This window comes from Allomesorhizobium camelthorni (genome assembly GCF_011045125.1).
Lineage (GTDB): Bacteria > Pseudomonadota > Alphaproteobacteria > Rhizobiales > Rhizobiaceae > Allomesorhizobium > Allomesorhizobium camelthorni.
In genome coordinates this window covers 21595-38097 of record NZ_JAAKZF010000051.1, presented here as the reverse complement: position 1 = coordinate 38097, position 16503 = coordinate 21595, and the positions used below count along the sequence as shown (strand labels likewise).

The 16503-nt window shown below is 62.4% G+C and carries 21 protein-coding genes; 13 read left to right on the top strand and 8 right to left on the bottom strand.

Going from position 1 to position 16503, the window contains the following annotated elements:
* Positions 1-43: 43 nt before the first annotated feature.
* A complete protein-coding gene (locus G6N73_RS25315) occupies positions 44-583 on the bottom strand; it encodes a Kazal-type serine protease inhibitor domain-containing protein (protein WP_165032709.1) in 540 nt (179 codons plus the stop codon).
* 389 nt (positions 584-972) lie between these two features.
* Here G6N73_RS25315 and G6N73_RS25310 point away from each other — a divergent pair, with 389 nt between their 5' ends.
* From G6N73_RS25310 to G6N73_RS25300, 3 genes are all read left to right on the top strand, one after another.
* Positions 973-1185 carry a cold-shock protein gene (locus G6N73_RS25310; protein ID WP_165032708.1) on the top strand — a complete coding sequence of 71 codons (213 nt, stop codon included), beginning with the start codon at positions 973-975 and terminating at the stop codon, positions 1183-1185.
* A 413-nt stretch (positions 1186-1598) separates the two neighbouring features.
* Entirely contained in the window at positions 1599-1811 is a 213-nt protein-coding gene (locus G6N73_RS25305) for a cold-shock protein (RefSeq protein ID WP_165032707.1), read from the top strand.
* 149 nt (positions 1812-1960) lie between these two features.
* Entirely contained in the window at positions 1961-2395 is a 435-nt protein-coding gene (locus tag G6N73_RS25300; RefSeq protein WP_165032705.1) for a BA14K family protein, read from the top strand.
* A gap of 71 nt (positions 2396-2466) precedes the next feature.
* Here G6N73_RS25300 and G6N73_RS25295 read toward each other — a convergent pair whose 3' ends face one another.
* The 3 genes from G6N73_RS25295 to G6N73_RS25285 form a co-directional block, all read right to left on the bottom strand.
* Positions 2467-3111 carry an MBL fold metallo-hydrolase gene (locus G6N73_RS25295; protein ID WP_165032703.1) on the bottom strand — a complete coding sequence of 215 codons (645 nt, stop codon included), beginning with the start codon at positions 3109-3111 and terminating at the stop codon, positions 2467-2469.
* A gap of 122 nt (positions 3112-3233) precedes the next feature.
* Positions 3234-3518: a hypothetical protein gene (locus G6N73_RS25290; RefSeq protein WP_165032701.1), complete on the bottom strand. Its 285-nt coding sequence runs from the start codon at positions 3516-3518 to the stop codon at positions 3234-3236.
* 140 nt (positions 3519-3658) lie between these two features.
* Positions 3659-4552: a branched-chain amino acid aminotransferase gene (locus tag G6N73_RS25285; RefSeq protein WP_165032699.1), complete on the bottom strand. Its 894-nt coding sequence runs from the start codon at positions 4550-4552 to the stop codon at positions 3659-3661.
* Between the two features lie 245 nt (positions 4553-4797).
* Here G6N73_RS25285 and G6N73_RS25280 point away from each other — a divergent pair, with 245 nt between their 5' ends.
* From G6N73_RS25280 to G6N73_RS25265, 4 genes are all read left to right on the top strand, one after another.
* Positions 4798-5331, top strand: coding sequence for a MarR family winged helix-turn-helix transcriptional regulator (locus tag G6N73_RS25280; protein WP_165032697.1), 534 nt, complete (start codon positions 4798-4800; stop codon positions 5329-5331).
* The gene (locus tag G6N73_RS25275; protein WP_165032695.1) at positions 5318-6037 is read left to right on the top strand and encodes a response regulator; all 720 of its coding nucleotides are present in this window, start codon (positions 5318-5320) and stop codon (positions 6035-6037) included. The genes G6N73_RS25280 and G6N73_RS25275 overlap by 14 nt, the downstream gene beginning before the upstream one ends.
* Before the next feature lie 135 nt (positions 6038-6172).
* Positions 6173-7585: an ATP-binding protein gene (locus G6N73_RS25270; protein WP_206079070.1), complete on the top strand. Its 1413-nt coding sequence runs from the start codon at positions 6173-6175 to the stop codon at positions 7583-7585.
* 386 nt (positions 7586-7971) lie between these two features.
* The gene (locus tag G6N73_RS25265; protein ID WP_165032711.1) at positions 7972-8994 is read left to right on the top strand and encodes a glycosyltransferase family 4 protein; all 1023 of its coding nucleotides are present in this window, start codon (positions 7972-7974) and stop codon (positions 8992-8994) included.
* A 7-nt stretch (positions 8995-9001) separates the two neighbouring features.
* Here G6N73_RS25265 and G6N73_RS25260 read toward each other — a convergent pair whose 3' ends face one another.
* From G6N73_RS25260 to G6N73_RS25245, 4 genes are all read right to left on the bottom strand, one after another.
* Positions 9002-10072 carry a DNA topoisomerase IB gene (locus tag G6N73_RS25260; protein WP_165032710.1) on the bottom strand — a complete coding sequence of 357 codons (1071 nt, stop codon included), beginning with the start codon at positions 10070-10072 and terminating at the stop codon, positions 9002-9004.
* Between the two features lie 115 nt (positions 10073-10187).
* Positions 10188-10547, bottom strand: coding sequence for a tRNA-binding protein (locus tag G6N73_RS25255; RefSeq protein WP_165032693.1), 360 nt, complete (start codon positions 10545-10547; stop codon positions 10188-10190).
* Between the two features lie 2 nt (positions 10548-10549).
* A complete protein-coding gene (locus G6N73_RS25250) occupies positions 10550-11050 on the bottom strand; it encodes a type III secretion system chaperone family protein (protein WP_165032691.1) in 501 nt (166 codons plus the stop codon).
* A gap of 320 nt (positions 11051-11370) precedes the next feature.
* Complete coding sequence (locus tag G6N73_RS25245) at positions 11371-11688, bottom strand: accessory factor UbiK family protein (protein WP_165032689.1); 318 nt, start codon at positions 11686-11688, stop codon at positions 11371-11373.
* Positions 11689-11826: 138 nt separating this feature from the next.
* Between G6N73_RS25245 and G6N73_RS25240 the strand changes: the two genes are divergently transcribed.
* From G6N73_RS25240 to G6N73_RS25215, 6 genes are all read left to right on the top strand, one after another.
* On the top strand, positions 11827-12087 hold the full coding sequence (locus tag G6N73_RS25240; RefSeq protein WP_165032687.1) for a type II toxin-antitoxin system ParD family antitoxin: 261 nt from the start codon (positions 11827-11829) through the stop codon (positions 12085-12087).
* Complete coding sequence (locus tag G6N73_RS25235) at positions 12084-12386, top strand: type II toxin-antitoxin system RelE/ParE family toxin (RefSeq protein ID WP_165032685.1); 303 nt, start codon at positions 12084-12086, stop codon at positions 12384-12386. The genes G6N73_RS25240 and G6N73_RS25235 overlap by 4 nt, the downstream gene beginning before the upstream one ends.
* A 90-nt stretch (positions 12387-12476) precedes the next feature.
* The gene (gene lgt / locus G6N73_RS25230) at positions 12477-13328 is read left to right on the top strand and encodes a prolipoprotein diacylglyceryl transferase (protein WP_165032683.1); all 852 of its coding nucleotides are present in this window, start codon (positions 12477-12479) and stop codon (positions 13326-13328) included.
* Positions 13325-14413, top strand: a complete 1089-nt coding sequence (locus G6N73_RS25225; protein ID WP_165032681.1) for a class I SAM-dependent methyltransferase — start codon at positions 13325-13327, stop codon at positions 14411-14413. The genes lgt and G6N73_RS25225 overlap by 4 nt, the downstream gene beginning before the upstream one ends.
* Positions 14410-15312 (top strand): peptidoglycan editing factor PgeF, encoded by a 903-nt coding sequence (gene pgeF, locus G6N73_RS25220; RefSeq protein WP_425484138.1) that lies wholly within the window; start codon positions 14410-14412, stop codon positions 15310-15312. Before G6N73_RS25225 ends, pgeF begins: the two co-directional genes overlap by 4 nt.
* Positions 15312-16463, top strand: a complete 1152-nt coding sequence (locus tag G6N73_RS25215) for a M24 family metallopeptidase (RefSeq protein WP_165032677.1) — start codon at positions 15312-15314, stop codon at positions 16461-16463. Before pgeF ends, G6N73_RS25215 begins: the two co-directional genes overlap by 1 nt.
* Positions 16464-16503 lie beyond the last annotated feature (40 nt).

Below are 16503 nucleotides of genomic sequence, written 5' to 3'. Positions count from 1 at the left end.
ACCGCGTCAGGTGCCCGCCGGAGTAGAATTATCGAACGGTCCCTCAGCACGGACCGTTCGGATCGATTATCCGATAATTCGCCGCCAGCGCCTCGCAGGAATTGCCGAAGGTGCGAACATTGCCGCGACTGGTCGCGCAGACCGGCCGGTATTCGCGGGTGCAGAAGCGCGGCTCCTCGCCGCCTCCGCCGCTGCGGCATTCGCCTCCGCTGATGACGCGGTAGCCGGCCCGGTCGGCGAGGCAGGAGTTGGAGAAGGTCCGCCGCTCCGAGCCGCGCCGTCCGCATACCGGGTCGTATTCGCGGGTGCAGAAGCCCGGTTCAGGACGGGGATCGCGCCGGCACTGGCCGCGGTCGACGACGCGGTAGCCGGCCTGGTCGGCCAGGCAGGAATTGGCGAAGGTCCGCTGGTCCGGCCCGCGCCGTCCGCACACCGGGTCGTATTCGCGGGTGCAGAATTCCGGCCCCGGCCGCGGCGGGCGTGGTCCGGGCCTTGGTTCGTCGACCACCACCGTACAGGCGGCGGCCACCGCCATCACCAGCGCCAGCAATGCGCCGCGCCAAAAGACTGCCTTGGATATCATGGATCGCTCTCCTCCAGTCCCGTCCGCCGCCGCCCACGCGGGACCCCTCGGCTGCGATCCTTCCGATTCCGCGGACGAATGCAATCCCTGTCCGCTTCAGGATGTGTTTCAATTCGGAAACCATCGCATGCAACGCATGCGGGCGGCCATCTTGCCTCGAATGTATTTCCATGCGATAAATTTTGTGTTCGGGCATTTGCTGACCCGGAGACTGGAACGTTTTGGACGAAACCTTTCCCCGACACTGTGAATATCGGACGACCCCTTCTTTTGGCGGGGGGTTCGACGCTGCGCGAATGCACGACCGCCAAGCACTGAGAGGAGCCTGCCACCGAGGCGCGGCGGTACGGCAGGAAACAGACCAACGAAACGGGTGAAGGAGTTCTCCCATGTCCCAGAGCGGAACCGTTAAATTCTTCAACGCCACCAAAGGCTTCGGCTTCATCACGCCCGATGGCGGCGCCAAGGACGTGTTCGTCCACATCTCGGCGATCGAGGCTTCCGGCTTGCGCACGCTGGTCGACGGCCAGAAGGTCACCTTCGACGTCGAGCCGGACCGCATGGGCAAGGGCCCCAAGGCAGTCAATCTCAGCGCCGGCTGAGAAGCTTGATCCCGAACCGAAGGTCAGCGCAGCAAAAAGTTGCAGACTTTTCGGACAAGATCATGCGGCGAGAAATTGCCGCCGCTAGACGAATCTTGAAAAGCGCGGCAGCCGGTCTGTCGCGCTTTTTCGCATGTCCGAGCGGGTGCGAAGTCGCTGTTTTCGCCCGCAAAAGATTTGCTTGCCCCTGTCCCGAAAATGAAGGACAAATTCTGGCTTCGGGCATTTGCCGGCCCGGAGACTGGAATAGCCTGCCCCGGGGTATGACAGCGAAGACTTCGGGTGGGTCGCGAAACGAGAGGGTTTTGGCAGAGCCCCGGCGCGACAAGTCTGTTTCTGCTCCTCCAGCAAACGTCCGGGACCGCGCGGATCTTCGACCGCCGGACATGGACCACGCTTGGAGGGAGTTCCCCATGCCGCAGACCGGCACAGTAAAATTCTTCAATCATGCCAAAGGCTTCGGCTTCATCACGCCGGATGATGGCGCCAAGGACGTCTTCGTCCATATCTCCGCCGTTCAGGCGTCGGGCCTGCCCGGCCTCGAGGACGGTCAGAAGGTGACGTTCGAGACGGAGCCCGACAAGCGCGGCAAGGGTCCGAAGGCAGTCAACCTGTCGATCGGCTGACGCGCTCGTTCCGAATTGCGCCGCATTTCCGCGAAATACGGATGCGGCGCGGCTGTCGGGTCGCGTTCAGCCTGCGTTCAGATGCCGGGGCGTATTTCCGGTTTCAACGCCTGCCCACCGGATCCGGGACAGGTGCGAAGGAGACAGATATGAACCGCATCCTCAAGACCGCCATTCTCTCGGCCGCAGTCGCCGCCACGACTTTCGCCGCCCTGCCCGCCGCCAATGCTGGCGACAACTGGCGCCGCCATCACCGCCATCATTCATCCGACGGCGACCTGGTCGCTGCCGGCATTCTCGGCCTTGCCGTCGGCGCGCTCGCGGTCGGCGCCGCCAACGCCTCGCGGCCCGAATACCGCGTCTATGACGATTACGATTATCCGCGCGACCGCCGCTACTATTCGGCCCGCCGCTATTATCCGGTTCGCCGCGAATACGTTGTCGACGAAGGCTATGCCGGCGCGCTGGAGCCGTGGACGCCCGAATGGTACCGCTACTGCGAGGACCGCTACCGCAGCTTCAATCCCCGCACCGGCACGTTCACCGGCTATGACGGCCTGAACCATTTCTGCACCGCCGGATAACCGCAACTGAATACGGCCGGCTGAATGCCGGACGACAAAGGGCCGGGCCGCCTTGCGCGATCCGGCCTTTCTCATACGAGGAACGGATTGCTCAGCCTCTCCTCGCCGAGCCGCCCGCCCGGCCCATGCCCGCAAATGAAGCCGATGTCGTCGCCGAGCGGCAGCAGCTTTTCCTTGATCGAGGCGATCAGGCTGGCGTGGTCGCCGCCCGGAAGATCGGTGCGGCCGACCGAGCCGCGAAACAGCACGTCGCCGACATGGGCGAATTTGGCGGCGCGGTTATAAAAGACGATATGGCCGGGCGCGTGCCCGGGACAATGCAGCACCTCGAAGACATGCCCGCCGAAGCCGACCTTCTCGCCCTCGTTCAGGAAGCGGTCGGGCACGCAGTTGCGCACGCCGCCGCCTGCCAGGCCGAACCGCTGCGCCTGGTTCTCGATATTGTCGAGCAGCGGCTTGTCGGCCTCGTGGGGTCCGATGATCTCGACGCCCAGCGCTTCTTTCAGGTCCATCGCCCCGCCGGCATGATCGATGTGGCCATGGGTCAGCCAGATCGCCGTAACTGTGATGTTGTTGTCGGCGAGCGCCGCCAGGATGCGGTCGACATCGCCGCCCGGATCGACCACGACGCCCTGCTTGCTGTCCGTGTCGAACAGGATCGTGCAGTTTTGCTCGAATGGCGTGACCGGAACGATGCCGGCATTCAACTGACCCATGTCTTTCCTTTCGCTGGCTCGCCTTCATTTAGGCGAGGCGCGCCGCGCCGTCCACGGCGTCCGCCACAAAACAAAAACGGGCGGCCCGAAGGCCGCCCGCTTGCAATTCCTGTCCTTGGCGCTCAGCGCTTGTTCATCGCGCCCATAACCGCGCCGACGATTGCCGTCAGCACGCCGCCGCCGACAACGCCGCCGACGGCATCGCCCAGCGGGCCGGTCAAGGCGCCGGTCACGTTGGGATCGCTCAGAATGCTGGCGAGAATCTGTCCGCCGCCAATGCCGCCGACTACACCCGAAATCACCTTGGTCACTGTACTCATCGCCGCCTGCTTCAGCGCGGCTCCTGCTCCGAGCCCGCCAATGGCGCCGGTCACTGCCTGTATGATGATCGGAAGAAGCGCTTCCATGTAGTTTCCCTCCAACGATAGCCGACCTCCGCGAGTCGGTGTGCTCATCAGAGACGGAATTATACGAAAGTCAAATGAGCTATCACTGAAATGAAACGGGCGGCCCGAAGACCGCCCGTGGAAACAGCATCAGCGCCGGCCTATTCGGCGGCGATGGCGTGGTTCGGCTGAACGGCTGCGGAATAGTCGTTCATCAGCGTCTTGGTGATCTCGCCAACCTCGAACCGGTAGGGCCCGATCTCCGAGACGGGCGTGACTTCGGCGGCCGTGCCGGTGAGGAAGCACTGCTCGAAGCCTTCCAGCTCTTCCGGCATGATGACGCGCTCCACCACTTCCAACCCACGCGTCCGTGCCAGGTCGATGACCGTCTTGCGCGTGATACCATTGAGGAAGCAGTCCGGATCCGGCGTATGGATCTTGCCGTCCTTGACAAAAAAGATATTCGCGCCGGTGGCTTCGGCGACATAGCCGCGCCAGTCGAACATCATGGCGTCGGCATAACCTTTGGCCTCGGCGGCATGTTTGGACAGGGTGCAGATCATGTAGAGGCCGGCGGCCTTGGCGTGCGCGGGAGCAGTGCGCGGATCGGGCCGGCGGTATTCGGCTATGTCGAGCCGGATTCCCTTGAGCTTCTGCGCCGGGTCGAAATAGCTCGGCCACTGCCAGATCGCGATGGCGCAGTTGATGCGGTTGTTCTGCGCCGAAACGCCCATCTGCTCGCTGCCGCGCCAGGCGATCGGCCGCACATAGGCGTCGCGAAAGCCCTGCTTCTTGAGCAGTTCGCGGCAGGCGTCATCGATTTCAGCGACCGAATAGGGAATCCTGAAGCCGAGGATGCGCGCCGATTCGTGCAGGCGCTCAGTGTGCTCGGTCAGCTTGAAGATCTCGCCGCCATAAGCGCGTTCGCCTTCAAACACGGCGCTGGCGTAGTGCAGGCCATGCGTCAGAACATGGATCTTGGCGTCCGCCCAGTTGACGAACTCGCCATTCATCCAGATGAAGCCTTCGAGCTGGTCGAAAGGAACGGATGCCATCATAACCTCCCGCGGGTCTTCGCCCGCACGTCATTGTCATCAATTTCGGCCGGCTTCGCAGCAACGGCCGCTGCTATGAAGAGTAGGCGTATATGAAAGCCAAGGCAAACTCAGGAAGTTCCGGGAAAAACCACGCTGGCTCGCCTTTTCGTTCGCAATCCGCCGAAAAGCTTGGCAAAAATTACCAACAGTGCAAAAATATGTCAACATAGCTGACATAAATTCGAGAGTTCTTCGGAAACCCCATGGCAGACAACACCGGCGCAAACGCCAAACCCATCAGGACGGCCCTTTCCGGCGAGGACGGCATCGATCTCGCCATCATCGAGCTGTTCTTTTTCGCGTATCGCGACTTCACCTCGGATCCCGATCTGATCCTTGCAAAGTATGGTTTCGGGCGGGCCCATCACCGCGTGCTCTATTTCGTCAACCGCAAGCCGGGCCTGACGGTTGCCGAACTGCTCGACGTTCTGAAGATCACCAAGCAGAGCCTGGCGCGCGTGCTCAAGCAACTGATCGACAGCGGCCATGTCACGCAGGTCCAGGGTCCGCGCGACCGGCGTCAGCGTGAACTGTATCCCACTGCACGGGGCCGGACGCTGGCGCTGGCGCTGGCCCGGCCACAGTCGCGCCGCATCCGTGCTGCATTGGAAAGCTCTACAACCACCGAGCGCGCAGGAATCGAGCGATTTCTTAAGGCGATGGTGAACCCGGAATTGCGCGCCCAGATCGACAATTTGCCGGGCAACATGCCAGGGGAAGACCATGGAAAGCAATGAACTGGCCAATAACCCGACGGCGCCGGATGATGACGCGCCGCATCTGCTTGTCGTCGATGATGACACCCGCATCCGCAATCTTTTGAAGCAGTATCTGACCGAGAACGGCTTTCGCATCACCGTGGCCGGCAATGCCGGCGAAGCCAGACGCCAGCTTGCCGGCCTCGATTTCGACCTGCTGATCGTCGATGTCATGATGCCGGGCGAGAACGGCGTGGACCTGACGAAGTCCTTGCGGGCGGAAAAGTCCGTTCCCATTCTGATGCTCACGGCGCTGTCGGAAACGGACAGCAGGATCACCGGGTTGGAAGCCGGCGCCGACGACTACCTGCCGAAGCCGTTCGACCCGCGCGAACTCATCCTTCGCATCAACAACATCCTCCGCCGCGGCGGGCCGGCGGCGACGCCGAAGGTCGAGCAACTGGTCTTTGGACCCTACACGTTCCAGATCGCGCGGCGCGAACTGAAGAAGGGGGGCGAGCCGCTCAAGCTAACCGACCGGGAACAGGAGATCCTGGCTATCTTCGCCGCGCGCGCCGGTGAAACCATCCCGCGCCACGAATTGGTGGCCGGGGAGGCCGATGTCGGCGAGCGCACGATCGACGTGCAGATCAACAGGCTCAGACGCAAGATCGAGCGCGATCCCGCCAACCCCGTCTGGCTGCAGACGGTGCGCGGCATCGGCTACAGGCTGAGCGTCGAATAGCCCGATACGGCGCCGGCGACGCCTCGACGGGCCGCTTGGCCTGCTCGCGGTCTTTCGCTTTCGGAACCATCTTGTGTGGAATAGACTGCCGCCTGATGGCGCCAGAGGGGACCGCGTCGGCAATGGAAACGATGAATGGCGACTTCCGAAGTGGATCGGACGGAAAATGACGGCTTCGCAGCGAGGCTGCTGCGCGCCATCGCTTCGATCCCCAAAAGCTGGAAAAGGTTCTGGCGGCTGGTCTCGCTCTATCTGCCCAAGCGGCTCTACGCCCGGTCGCTGATCATCATCATCACCCCGATGATCCTGTTGCAGTCGGTGGTGACGCTGGTGTTCATGGAACGCCACTGGCAGACGGTGACGCAGAGGCTTTCCACCGCCGTCACCCGCGACATTGCAGCGATCATCGACATGATCGAAACCTATCCGGAGGGCGACAACTATGCCGACGTGATCCGGATCGCCCAGGAACGGCTGCGGCTGAAGATCGACATTCTTCCGCCCGACCCGCTGCCGCCGCCCGGACCCAAACCGTTCTTTTCAATCCTCGACCAGATTCTCTCGGCGGAAATCACCGACCAGATCGATCGTCCGTTCTGGATCGACACGGTGGGAGCCTCCGATGTGGTCGAGGTCCGCATCCAGCTCGAAGACAAGGTGCTGCGGGTTTTTGTGCGCCGAAGCCAGGCCTACGCCTCCAACACCCACATTTTCATCGTCTGGATGGTCGGCACATCGCTTGTGCTCCTGATGATCGCCATCCCGTTCCTGCGCAACCAGATAAAGCCGATCCTGCAGCTTGCCGAAGCCGCCGAGAGCTTCGGCAAGGGTCGGCCCATGCCGCGCAATTTTCGCCCTCGCGGAGCCGAGGAAGTGCGGCGCGCGGGTTTCGCCTTCATACAGATGCGCGAGCGCATCGAGCGCCAGATCGAGCAGCGCACCGCCATGCTGACCGGGGTGAGCCACGATCTGCGCACCATTCTGACTCGGTTCAAGCTGCAGCTTGCGCTGAGCGGCGCAAAGGCGGACGCCGAGGCGCTCAACCAGGACGTCAACGACATGCAGGCGATGCTGGAAGGCTATCTCTCCTTCGCGCGCGGCGAAGCGCTCGAGGATCCCGGCCGGTTCGACCTGACTGCTTACTTCGAAAAACTCGCCGAAGAAGCCAAGCTGCGCAAGCGGACGCTGACGACCTCGCTGACTGGCGACCCGGACATTCATGTCCGCCCCAGCGCATTCAACCGTCTGCTGTCCAATGTCGTGGGAAACGCGTTCCGCTATGCGAAAAACGTCAGCGTCAGCGCCACCCATACACGCGGTTCGCTGATCATGATCATTGAGGATGACGGCCCCGGCATACCCGCCGAGAGCCGGGAGGACGTATTCAAGCCGTTCATGCGGCTGGATGCGGCGCGCAATCTCGACGCCAGCGGCACCGGCCTCGGCCTCTCCATCGCGCGCGACATAGCTCGCAGCCATGGTGGCGACATAACCTTGGATGACAGCCCGATGGGCGGGCTGAAGGTGATCGTGCGGGTGCCGGCGTAGCTTGCGCGGTCACCGCGCATAATTGCGATGACCGCGCTGGAATTGCTCAGCCCCCACGCGCCGGCTACCTGCCTGGTGGTCGCGTTCAGACAATTGAAGATGTTGGTCATGGCGATCGACAGGATCAACACCGCAGCGCCCGCTCATCATAATGCCGGGAGGGCCTCCTCCCAGATTTCGTAAGGGACGGCGTCCGCGCGGTAACTGGGCTGGTGACGGCTTTCGGTGAGCGCCAGCTCCGCATCGCCCGATGGGCCGATTCATTCTCCTGTCATGAAGCAGTGTTGAAACGCCGCCATACAAAGCGAGGGGCCGGCGATTCGATGTCCGGGGGCGTGAATCAGCTGGCAGGCATGAAGCTCGGGGCGGAAAAACTGCCCGCGACGTTGCGGATCATGCTGGTCACGGACGCCTGGCACCCCCAGATCAACGGCGTCGTGCGCACACTGGACAGGCTTGCACAGGAACTCGCCGCGGACGGCCACACGGTCGAGTTGCTGACCCCGGCCGGCTTCCGCACGATCCCCCTGCCCTCTTATTCCGACATTAGGCTGGCGCTGGCCACGCCCCGCAAGATCGCCCGCCGCATCAATGCGGCAAATCCGGACCACATACACATCGCGACGGAAGGGCCGCTCGGCTTCCTGGCGCGGCGCTTCTGCCTTGCCAGCGGCATCAGCTTCACCACGAGCTACCACACAAGGTTTCCCGAATATCTCCGCGCCCGTTTCCCGATCCCCGAAAGATGGACCTACCGCTGGCTGCGGCGCTTCCACAATGCAGGCGCCGGAACGCTCGTCGCGACGCCCTCGCTCGCCGCCGAGCTGACGCAGCGCGGCTTCACCAATGTACGGCTCTGGACGCGCGGCGTCGACACCCGGACATACCGTCCGGACCGCCGGCCGGCGCTCGATCTGCCCAGGCCGATCCTGCTTTCGGTCGGCCGGGTGGCGGTGGAGAAGAACCTGGCGGCATTTCTCGATCTTGATCTGCCGGGCAGCAAGGTGGTGGTCGGCGACGGGCCGGCGCTCGCCGCGCTCAAGGCGCAATACCCAGACGCGGTCTTTCTCGGCACCCGCACCGGCGAGGAGCTTGCCGACATCTATGCATCTGCCGACCTGTTCGTGTTCCCGAGCCGGACCGACACGTTCGGCATCGTTCTTCTGGAGGCATTGGCGAGCGGCCTGCCCGTCGCCGCCTACCCGGTGACAGGGCCTCTCGACGTGCTCGGCGACGGCCTTGGCGGAGCGCTTTCCGAAGATCTCGGCCAAGCGGTACGGGCAGCGCTGGCCATTCCGCGCAGCGACGCCCGTGCAAAGGCGATGAGCTACAGCTGGTCGTCTTGCGCGACGCTGTTCCTGCGCCATGTACGCGCCGCGCATGGCGAGGTCGGGAAGCTGTTGTTGTAGGGGATTTTCAGTTGGCTTTGCTACATCGGCACCCAACGCCGTTGCCCGCGTTGGAGAGCCATTTCAGGATCAGTGTTTCTTCTTCGTCCAGCCCGTCGACCGGCTTATGGAACGATCGCCTGACGGCGGCCATCTCTTCGGCCAGCCGCCCCTCCGACCAACGCTCAACCACCAGCGGGTGGATATAGCACTTGCGGCAGACTGTCCGCGTATTGCCGAGTTGTGCTGCCACGCGGTCGACGATCTCGTTTGTCACCCGCGCGGGCGCCGACTTGGTGTCGGGAACCGGCGTGGCGGCAAAGAGCGAGGCCGCGCAGATTGTGCCGCCCCAGGTACGGAAATGTTTCGAACTGAAGTCCTGGCCGCTTGCCTGCCGAATATACGCGTTCACGTCCTGCGAGCGCACAACGCTGCGCCCGCCATCCTCGGTCTTGTACTGAAAAAGTTGCTGGCCCGGCAGGTCCTGTGCGCCGCGCACGATCTTTGCGATGCGCCGGTCGACGAGCCTTAGATTCCATTCCTTGCCCGACTTGCCCTTGAAGGCGAACCGGATTTCGGAACCATCGATCTTGACATGGCGGTCGCGCAGCGTCGTCAGCCCGAAGCTGTTGTTGTCACGTGCATAGGCGCTGTTGCCGACGCGTATCATCGTATTGTCGAGCAGCCAGACGACGGAGGCAACCACGCGCTCCGGCGGCAGTCCGGGCTTTTTCAGATCGGCATCGACGTGGGCGCGCAGCCGCGGCAAAGCCTTCGCGAAGTCCACAAGGCTCGAATACTTCACCTCGTCGCGGCAGGCCGACCAGCGCGGATGATAGCGATACTGCTTGCGCCCGCGCTGATCGCGGCCGGTGGCCTGGAGGTGGCCATCCTCGACCGGCGATATCCAGACGTCGGTCCACGCCGGCGGGATCGCCAGGCTCTTGATCCGGGCGAGCGCCTCGGGATCGGAAAGCCGCTCGCCTTCAGGCGTCGTATAGAAAAAGCCCTTGCCCGGCCTCCGACGCCGAATGCCCGGCTCTTCGTCGCTGACATGGACGAGCGAAGCGCTTCGCGCGGAAGCCGCCGGTTCGGGCATTATCTTTTTCGGGGCGGTTTCCTGGGAAATATCCAGCACGGGCTACTCCGCCGGAATGAACGACGGATGATAAGCGATCAGTCGCGCCTAAGTTCCAGCGATTGCAAAAGGCAATTCAGAAGAGCCTGCCGCCGTCCGGCACCTTACGCTCGATGGCGCCCAGAACGACATCGCCCTCCTCGTCCGGAAAGCCGAGGGTCAGGACCTCGGACAGGAACTTGCCGATCTGGCGCGGTCGGAAATTGACCACGGCAAAGACCTGCCGTCCCACCAGCGTCTCCGGGCTGTAGTATTTGGTGATCTGCGCCGAGGATTTCTTCACGCCGATCTCCGGGCCGAAGTCGATCTTCAGCTTAATCGCCGGCTTGCGGGCTTCCGGATAGGGTTCGGCTTCCACGATCGTGCCGGCGCGGATGTCGACGCGGTCGAAATCGGCAAAGCTGATCTCGGGCTTCCGCCCGCCTGCTGCAGTCATGGTCAGGCGGTGCCGAATGTCTCGAAAAGGACGCCGGCCAACGCGTCCTTGGCCGAGGTACCCGACCAGACGACGAACTGAAAGGCCTGGAAATAGCATTCGCAGGCCTCGAGCGCCGAAGACAGGAGAACCTCGACCTGCTGACTGGACGGCTCGACGCCGCCGGCGAGCAGCAGCGATTGACGGAACATGATCGCTCCCTCCTGCTCCCACAGGTCGAAATGGCCGAACAGCATCTGCTCGTTGATCAGCGACAACAACCGCATGATTTCCAGCGTCCGGCTCTCCGGCACCTTGATGTCGAAAGCGCAGGCCAGATGCAGAGCCTCGAAATCCTCCATCCACGAAAAAGAAACATGATAGTCGGTCCAGCTTCCCGCAACCGAGATCGATATTTCGTCGTCGCCCGTGCGCTCGAACGCCCAGTCGTTATGGCTCGCGACATGCTCGATCACATCCACCGGGTGGATTTCGCGAGCAAACCCGAGTTCGAGAAGTTCCATGAAATGCTTCCTGTCGTTACGGGAGCGCCACCGCGCGCTCCGCGGGAAAGGCACACACGACGAACAAAATTCGCAAACTCAGGCAGCAGGACAGTATGGCGCAACAGACCCCACGCCGGACCCCGCCGCCCGGCGCATGATCCGGCTCCGAATCATGCAACAAATTCAGTGTATTGATGCAGAGTCGCGTGACCAGCCCCTTTTTGCGCAGTGCGGCATAAGGGTGTGGAAAGCGGCTGTCACAAAGATTCATGCAAGCCGGATAAGCGATTCAGCGCAAAGCACTTTTCCGGATGAGGCTTTGTGGAAAAGTTAACGAATTATTTTTTCGGCTTGGCCTTGGAAGCAGCCGGAGAAGTCGCAGCCGCGGCATCCGCACCCGAAAGCTCCGCGATACGAACTTCCAGCGCATCGATGCGCGCTGCGAGCCGCTTGGTCTCGGCGCGGGATTTGATGGCCATTTCACGCATCGCCTCGAACTCTTCGCGCTGCACGACATCCATCGAGTTCAGGATCTTTTCGGCCTGGCCCTTGAACGCCGTCTCGACTTCGCGCCGGACGCCCTGTGCAGCGCCTGCCGCATCTGTCACCAGCTTTGCAAGTTCATCGAGTATGCGGTTCGGTCCGGTCGTCGACATGGCAAAAACCTCGTGGCGATGTCATCCGAAGTAATGCCGCGCTGCAATGAATGCAAGATCGCTGAGCCCATAAGCCCCCACGCCAACTTGCCTCGATCCATAACAGTTATTAGAATGTCGCAACGCCTGGAGACAGTCATGCCGATCAGCGCCGATCTCGGCCCTCACCTTGAAGAGTTCGTCAACAAACTTGTCAACAAGGGACGCTACAATTCCAAGAGCGAGGTTCTGCGCGAGGGCGTCAGACTTATCGAAGAGCGCGAGGCAAGGCTTGCCGCACTCGACGCCGCGCTCGCGAGGGGAATAGCCGATGCTGATGCTGGCCGGGTGAAGCCGGCGGAAGAAGTATTTGCCCGGCTCGAAGCCAAATACAGATCGCAGGCTGAGAACCGCAAGTGACGCGGATCGCTTTCGCCGACGCGGCGGAACAGGATCTCGAAGCTATTGGCGATTACATTGCACTACAAAATCCCGGTCGTGCCGTAACGTTTGTTCTGGAATTGCGGGAACGCTGTATGAGCATTGCCGAAATGCCCAAACGATTTCCCTTGTTGCAAAGCAATCGTTCGGCGGGCATTCGCCGCTGCGTGCATGGCAGCTATCTGATCTTCTATCGGGTAGAGTCGGAACGAATAGAAATCCTTCATGTTCTCCATGGTGCGACGGACTACGAAACGCTGCTGTTTCCTGACAATTGATCACCCGATAAGAGCTCACCGCCTCCGCCTTGACCCTGCCAAAGCGCTCCCGCATGGTCCACGCAAATTGCCTCCAGTCCGGAGTTCCGTTTGACCGACTATCTCCTCCTGCCGCTCGCGGCGCTGCCGTTTCCAAACATCGATCCGGTCATCGTCCAGATTGGACCGCTGGCCGTTCATTGGTATGGTCTCGCCTATATCGTCGGCATCCTCTTCGCCTATTGGTACGCCAAGCGGCTGGTGACCAATTCCCGGCTTTGGGCTGGTGGCTCCCTGCCGATGAAACCGGAAGACCTCGACGACTTTCTGGTCTGGGCCGCCATCGGCGTCGTAGCGGGCGGGCGCATCGGTTACATATTGTTCTACGATTTGGAGCGTTACCTGGCCAATCCGCTGGACATGTTCGCCGTCTGGCAGGGCGGCATGTCGTTTCATGGCGGCTTTGCCGGAACCACACTCGCCATGATCCTGTTTGCTCGCTCACGCGGCATCAATGTCTGGAGCTTGTTCGACGTTGTCGCGGCAGGCGCGCCGGTGGCGCTGGGGCTCGTCCGCAGCACCAACTTCATCAACTCCGAGCTTTGGGGCAGGCCGACCGACGTTCCGTGGGCTTTCGTGTTCCCCAATGGCGGACCGTTTGCACGCCATCCGAGCCAGCTCTATGAGGCGGCGCTGGAAGGACTCCTGCTGTTCCTGGTGCTGCGCTTGCTCACCCATTCGCTGCTCAAGCTGAAGGCGCCGGGCTTCGTCGCCGGCGCATTTGTCGCCGGCTACGGCGCATCACGTATTTTTGTCGAGTTTTTCCGCGAGCCTGACCGGCATATCGGCTATCTGCTCGGCGACTGGCTGACCATGGGCATGGTGTTGTCGACCCCGATGGTCATTGCCGGAATCTGGATGATGGCGAGGGCGAAAAGGACCGCCGCGCCAAGCCCGGCATGACACGGCTGAAGGAGCGCATTGCCGCTCTGATCGAGCTCAACGGGCCGATCAGCGTCGCCGAATACATGGCGCTTTGCCTGTTCGATCCCGAGGACGGCTACTACACCAATCGCGAGCCGTTCGGCGTGGAAGGCGATTTCATCACCGCGCCCGAAATCAGCCAGATGTTCGGCGAACTGGTCGGCGTATGGCTGCGGGCCGCCTGGGACGCGATCGGCCGACCGTTGCCTGTTACCGTCGCCGAAATCGGCCCCGGCCGCGGCACACTGATGAAGGATGTGCTGCGCACACTTTCCAGGCTCGACGTCGGCTTCGCAGCCAAAGCCGATTTCGCGATGATCGAGACCAGTCCCAGGCTGGCCGAAATTCAGAAAGAGACGCTCGGACCGGCCGGTGCAGGCGTGCGATGGCATGATTCCGTCGAAAACCTTGCCTCGCAACCGCTGCTCATCGTCGGCAATGAACTCTTCGACGCAGTTCCGATCCGCCAGTACATTCGTACAAGCAGCAAATGGCGCGAGCGAGCGGTGGGCCTGGACCCGGACGGCAACTTGACCTTCGTTGCAGGCGCCGGCGCGCCTGATCCGTCATTGCTTCCGCCGGAAGCCGAAAATGCGCCGGAGGGCGCTATCATCGAACTTTCCCCGGCCCGGACCGCACTGATGGAGACGATAGCCGAACGGATCGCCAAGCATGGCGGAGCCGGCCTGTTCTTCGACTATGGCTACACGACGCCTGCACTCGGCGACACGCTGCAGGCGCTGCGAAAGCACCGCTACGACGACTCGCTCGCCCATCCGGGCGAGGCGGACCTCACCGCGCATGTCGATTTTTCTGCCCTTACCGCAGCTGCGGGCAACGCCGGGCTCGACGCGCACATCATGACGCAAGGCGAATTCCTGCTGGCCATGGGATTGCTTGAACGCGCCGGGCGTCTCGGCACAAATGCGGACCTTGCGACGCGCGAGCGCCTGTCCGGCGAGGTTGAGCGCCTTGCCGGTCCTGACCAGATGGGAAACCTGTTCAAGGTGCTCGCGATCGCGCCGCGCGGGACTGCCGTTCCACCCTTCATTCCTTCGGATTGACTCGGCAAATCCCCTGCCCCACTGTCCCGCCACGGGAGCGCCGACCGGCGGACAAGGGCGAATTTGCCTTGACGCAATGGTGTTCGGAGACAACAAGGCGGAGCATGAGAACCGACTCGAAGCCGGAGCCGCTCCGGTCACCTTTGCTTGCGAAGGCGGAAGCACAAGGCATCCGCCACGGCTTTTTCACCCGCGTCGGCGGCGTTTCGGAAGGTATATACCAAGGCCTCAATATCGGCGTCGGCTCGAAAGACGATCCAGCGCTGGTGCGGGAAAACCGCCGTCGCGTGGCCGAATGGATGGGTGTCGCGCCCGACTCATTGCTTTCAGTCTATCAAGTCCACTCGCCGGATGTGATCGTCGCCACCGGACCTTTTCCAGGTCCTCGGCCGCAGGCCGACGCGATCGTGACCGACCGGCCGGGCCTGGCGCTCGGCGCCTCTTCGGCCGATTGCGGACCGGTGCTGTTTGCCGACGCCGAGGCGCGCGTGATCGGCGCGGCCCATGCCGGATGGAAGGGGGCGCTCGCCGGCGTGCTCGAAAACACGATCGACGCCATGGAGAAGCTGGGCGCCGTGCGCGAACGCATCGTCGCCGTGCTCGGCCCTTCGATCGGACCTGAAAATTACGAGGTCGGCGCCGAATTCGTCGCGCGCTTCACCGATGCCGACAGGGAAAACGAACGGTATTTCAGGCCGTCCCACAATGGCGGGCACTCAATGTTCGATCTCAACCGCTATACGCTGGACCGGCTTCGCAAGGCAGGTGTTTTGGCGGAAAGCCTCGACCGCTGCACCTACGCCGAGGAAACATTTTTCTATTCCTACCGCCGCACGACGCATCGCAGGGAGGCGGATTACGGCAGGCAGATTTCGGCAATCGTTCTGGAGGAGATTTGATGGCGCTGCATTTTGAACGATCGGAATTCGACGCGCGCCGCGACCGGCTGATGATCGAGATGGCCGAAAAAAAGCTCGATGCGCTTCTGCTGTTCGCGCAGGAAAGCATGTACTGGCTGACCGGCTACGACACGTTCGGTTTCTGCTTCTTCCAGTGCCTCGTGCTGAAGGCGGACGGCTCGATGGTTCTCCTGACGCGGTCGGCCGATCTGCGCCAGGCGCGTCACACTTCCACGATCGAAAATATCGTGGTGTGGACCGACCGGGCTGACGCCAATCCGGCGCTCGACCTGCGCAATCTGCTGAACGAACTGGACCTTCTGGGTGCGCGCATCGGCGTTGAATACGACACGCATGGCTTGACCGCTTTCAACGGCCGGCGGCTCGACGAGCAATTGCAGACATTCGGCCAGATCGCGGACGCTTCCGGCATCGTTCAGCGCCTGCGCCTTTTCAAGAGCCCGGCCGAGATCCGGAAGGCGGAGAAGGCGGCCAATCTGGCCGACGATGCTTTCGATGCGGCACTCACCTTGATCAAGCAGGGCGCGGACGAAGGCGCGATACTGGCGGCAATGCAGAGCACGATCTTTGCCGGCGGCGGGGACTATCCAGCCAACGAGTTCATCATCGGGTCGGGCGCCGACGCGCTGCTTTGCCGCTACAAAGCGGGCCGGCGCAAACTCCTGAAGAACGATCAACTGACGCTCGAATGGGCCGGCGTGTTCCACCATTATCACGCCGCCATGATGCGGACTGTGCTAACCGGCAAGGTCTCAAAGCGACATCAGGAATTGTTCGACGCCTCGCGCGACGCGCTCATGGCAGTGGAAAAGGCGATGACGCCGGGCAACACCTTTGGCGACGTCTTCGACGCGCATGCGCGGACGCTGGAGGCTCACGGCCTTACGAAGCACCGGCTCAACGCCTGCGGCTATTCGCTCGGCGCGCGCTTCACGCCGTCATGGATGGACATGCCGATGTTCTATCAGGGCAACCCGGAACCCATCGCGCCGAACATGACGCTGTTTGCGCATATGATCATCATGGATTCCGAGACCGAAACCGCCATGACGCTCGGCCGCACTTACCTGACGACGGATTCCCAGCCCCGGCCGCTTTCGCGCCATGATCTCGACTTGATCGTGAAGTGAATCCGGAATGCGAAAGGGGTTTCCGCTTGGCGCGAGGGGC

Bases quoted from the DNA above. Each gene is read 5' to 3' on its own strand.
- G6N73_RS25315 (WP_165032709.1), bottom strand. From the start codon at position 583: ATGATATCCAAGGCAGTCTTTTGGCGCGGCGCATTGCTGGCGCTGGTG.
- G6N73_RS25310 (WP_165032708.1), top strand. From the start codon at position 973: ATGTCCCAGAGCGGAACCGTTAAATTCTTCAACGCCACCAAAGGCTTC.
- G6N73_RS25305 (WP_165032707.1), top strand. From the start codon at position 1,599: ATGCCGCAGACCGGCACAGTAAAATTCTTCAATCATGCCAAAGGCTTC.
- G6N73_RS25300 (WP_165032705.1), top strand. From the start codon at position 1,961: ATGAACCGCATCCTCAAGACCGCCATTCTCTCGGCCGCAGTCGCCGCC.
- G6N73_RS25295 (WP_165032703.1), bottom strand. From the start codon at position 3,111: ATGGGTCAGTTGAATGCCGGCATCGTTCCGGTCACGCCATTCGAGCAA.
- G6N73_RS25290 (WP_165032701.1), bottom strand. From the start codon at position 3,518: ATGGAAGCGCTTCTTCCGATCATCATACAGGCAGTGACCGGCGCCATT.
- G6N73_RS25285 (WP_165032699.1), bottom strand. From the start codon at position 4,552: ATGGCATCCGTTCCTTTCGACCAGCTCGAAGGCTTCATCTGGATGAAT.
- G6N73_RS25280 (WP_165032697.1), top strand. From the start codon at position 4,798: ATGGCAGACAACACCGGCGCAAACGCCAAACCCATCAGGACGGCCCTT.
- G6N73_RS25275 (WP_165032695.1), top strand. From the start codon at position 5,318: ATGGAAAGCAATGAACTGGCCAATAACCCGACGGCGCCGGATGATGAC.
- G6N73_RS25270 (WP_206079070.1), top strand. From the start codon at position 6,173: ATGGCGACTTCCGAAGTGGATCGGACGGAAAATGACGGCTTCGCAGCG.
- G6N73_RS25260 (WP_165032710.1), bottom strand. From the start codon at position 10,072: ATGCCCGAACCGGCGGCTTCCGCGCGAAGCGCTTCGCTCGTCCATGTC.
- G6N73_RS25255 (WP_165032693.1), bottom strand. From the start codon at position 10,547: ATGACTGCAGCAGGCGGGCGGAAGCCCGAGATCAGCTTTGCCGATTTC.
- G6N73_RS25250 (WP_165032691.1), bottom strand. From the start codon at position 11,050: ATGGAACTTCTCGAACTCGGGTTTGCTCGCGAAATCCACCCGGTGGAT.
- G6N73_RS25245 (WP_165032689.1), bottom strand. From the start codon at position 11,688: ATGTCGACGACCGGACCGAACCGCATACTCGATGAACTTGCAAAGCTG.
- G6N73_RS25240 (WP_165032687.1), top strand. From the start codon at position 11,827: ATGCCGATCAGCGCCGATCTCGGCCCTCACCTTGAAGAGTTCGTCAAC.
- G6N73_RS25225 (WP_165032681.1), top strand. From the start codon at position 13,325: ATGACACGGCTGAAGGAGCGCATTGCCGCTCTGATCGAGCTCAACGGG.
- G6N73_RS25215 (WP_165032677.1), top strand. From the start codon at position 15,312: ATGGCGCTGCATTTTGAACGATCGGAATTCGACGCGCGCCGCGACCGG.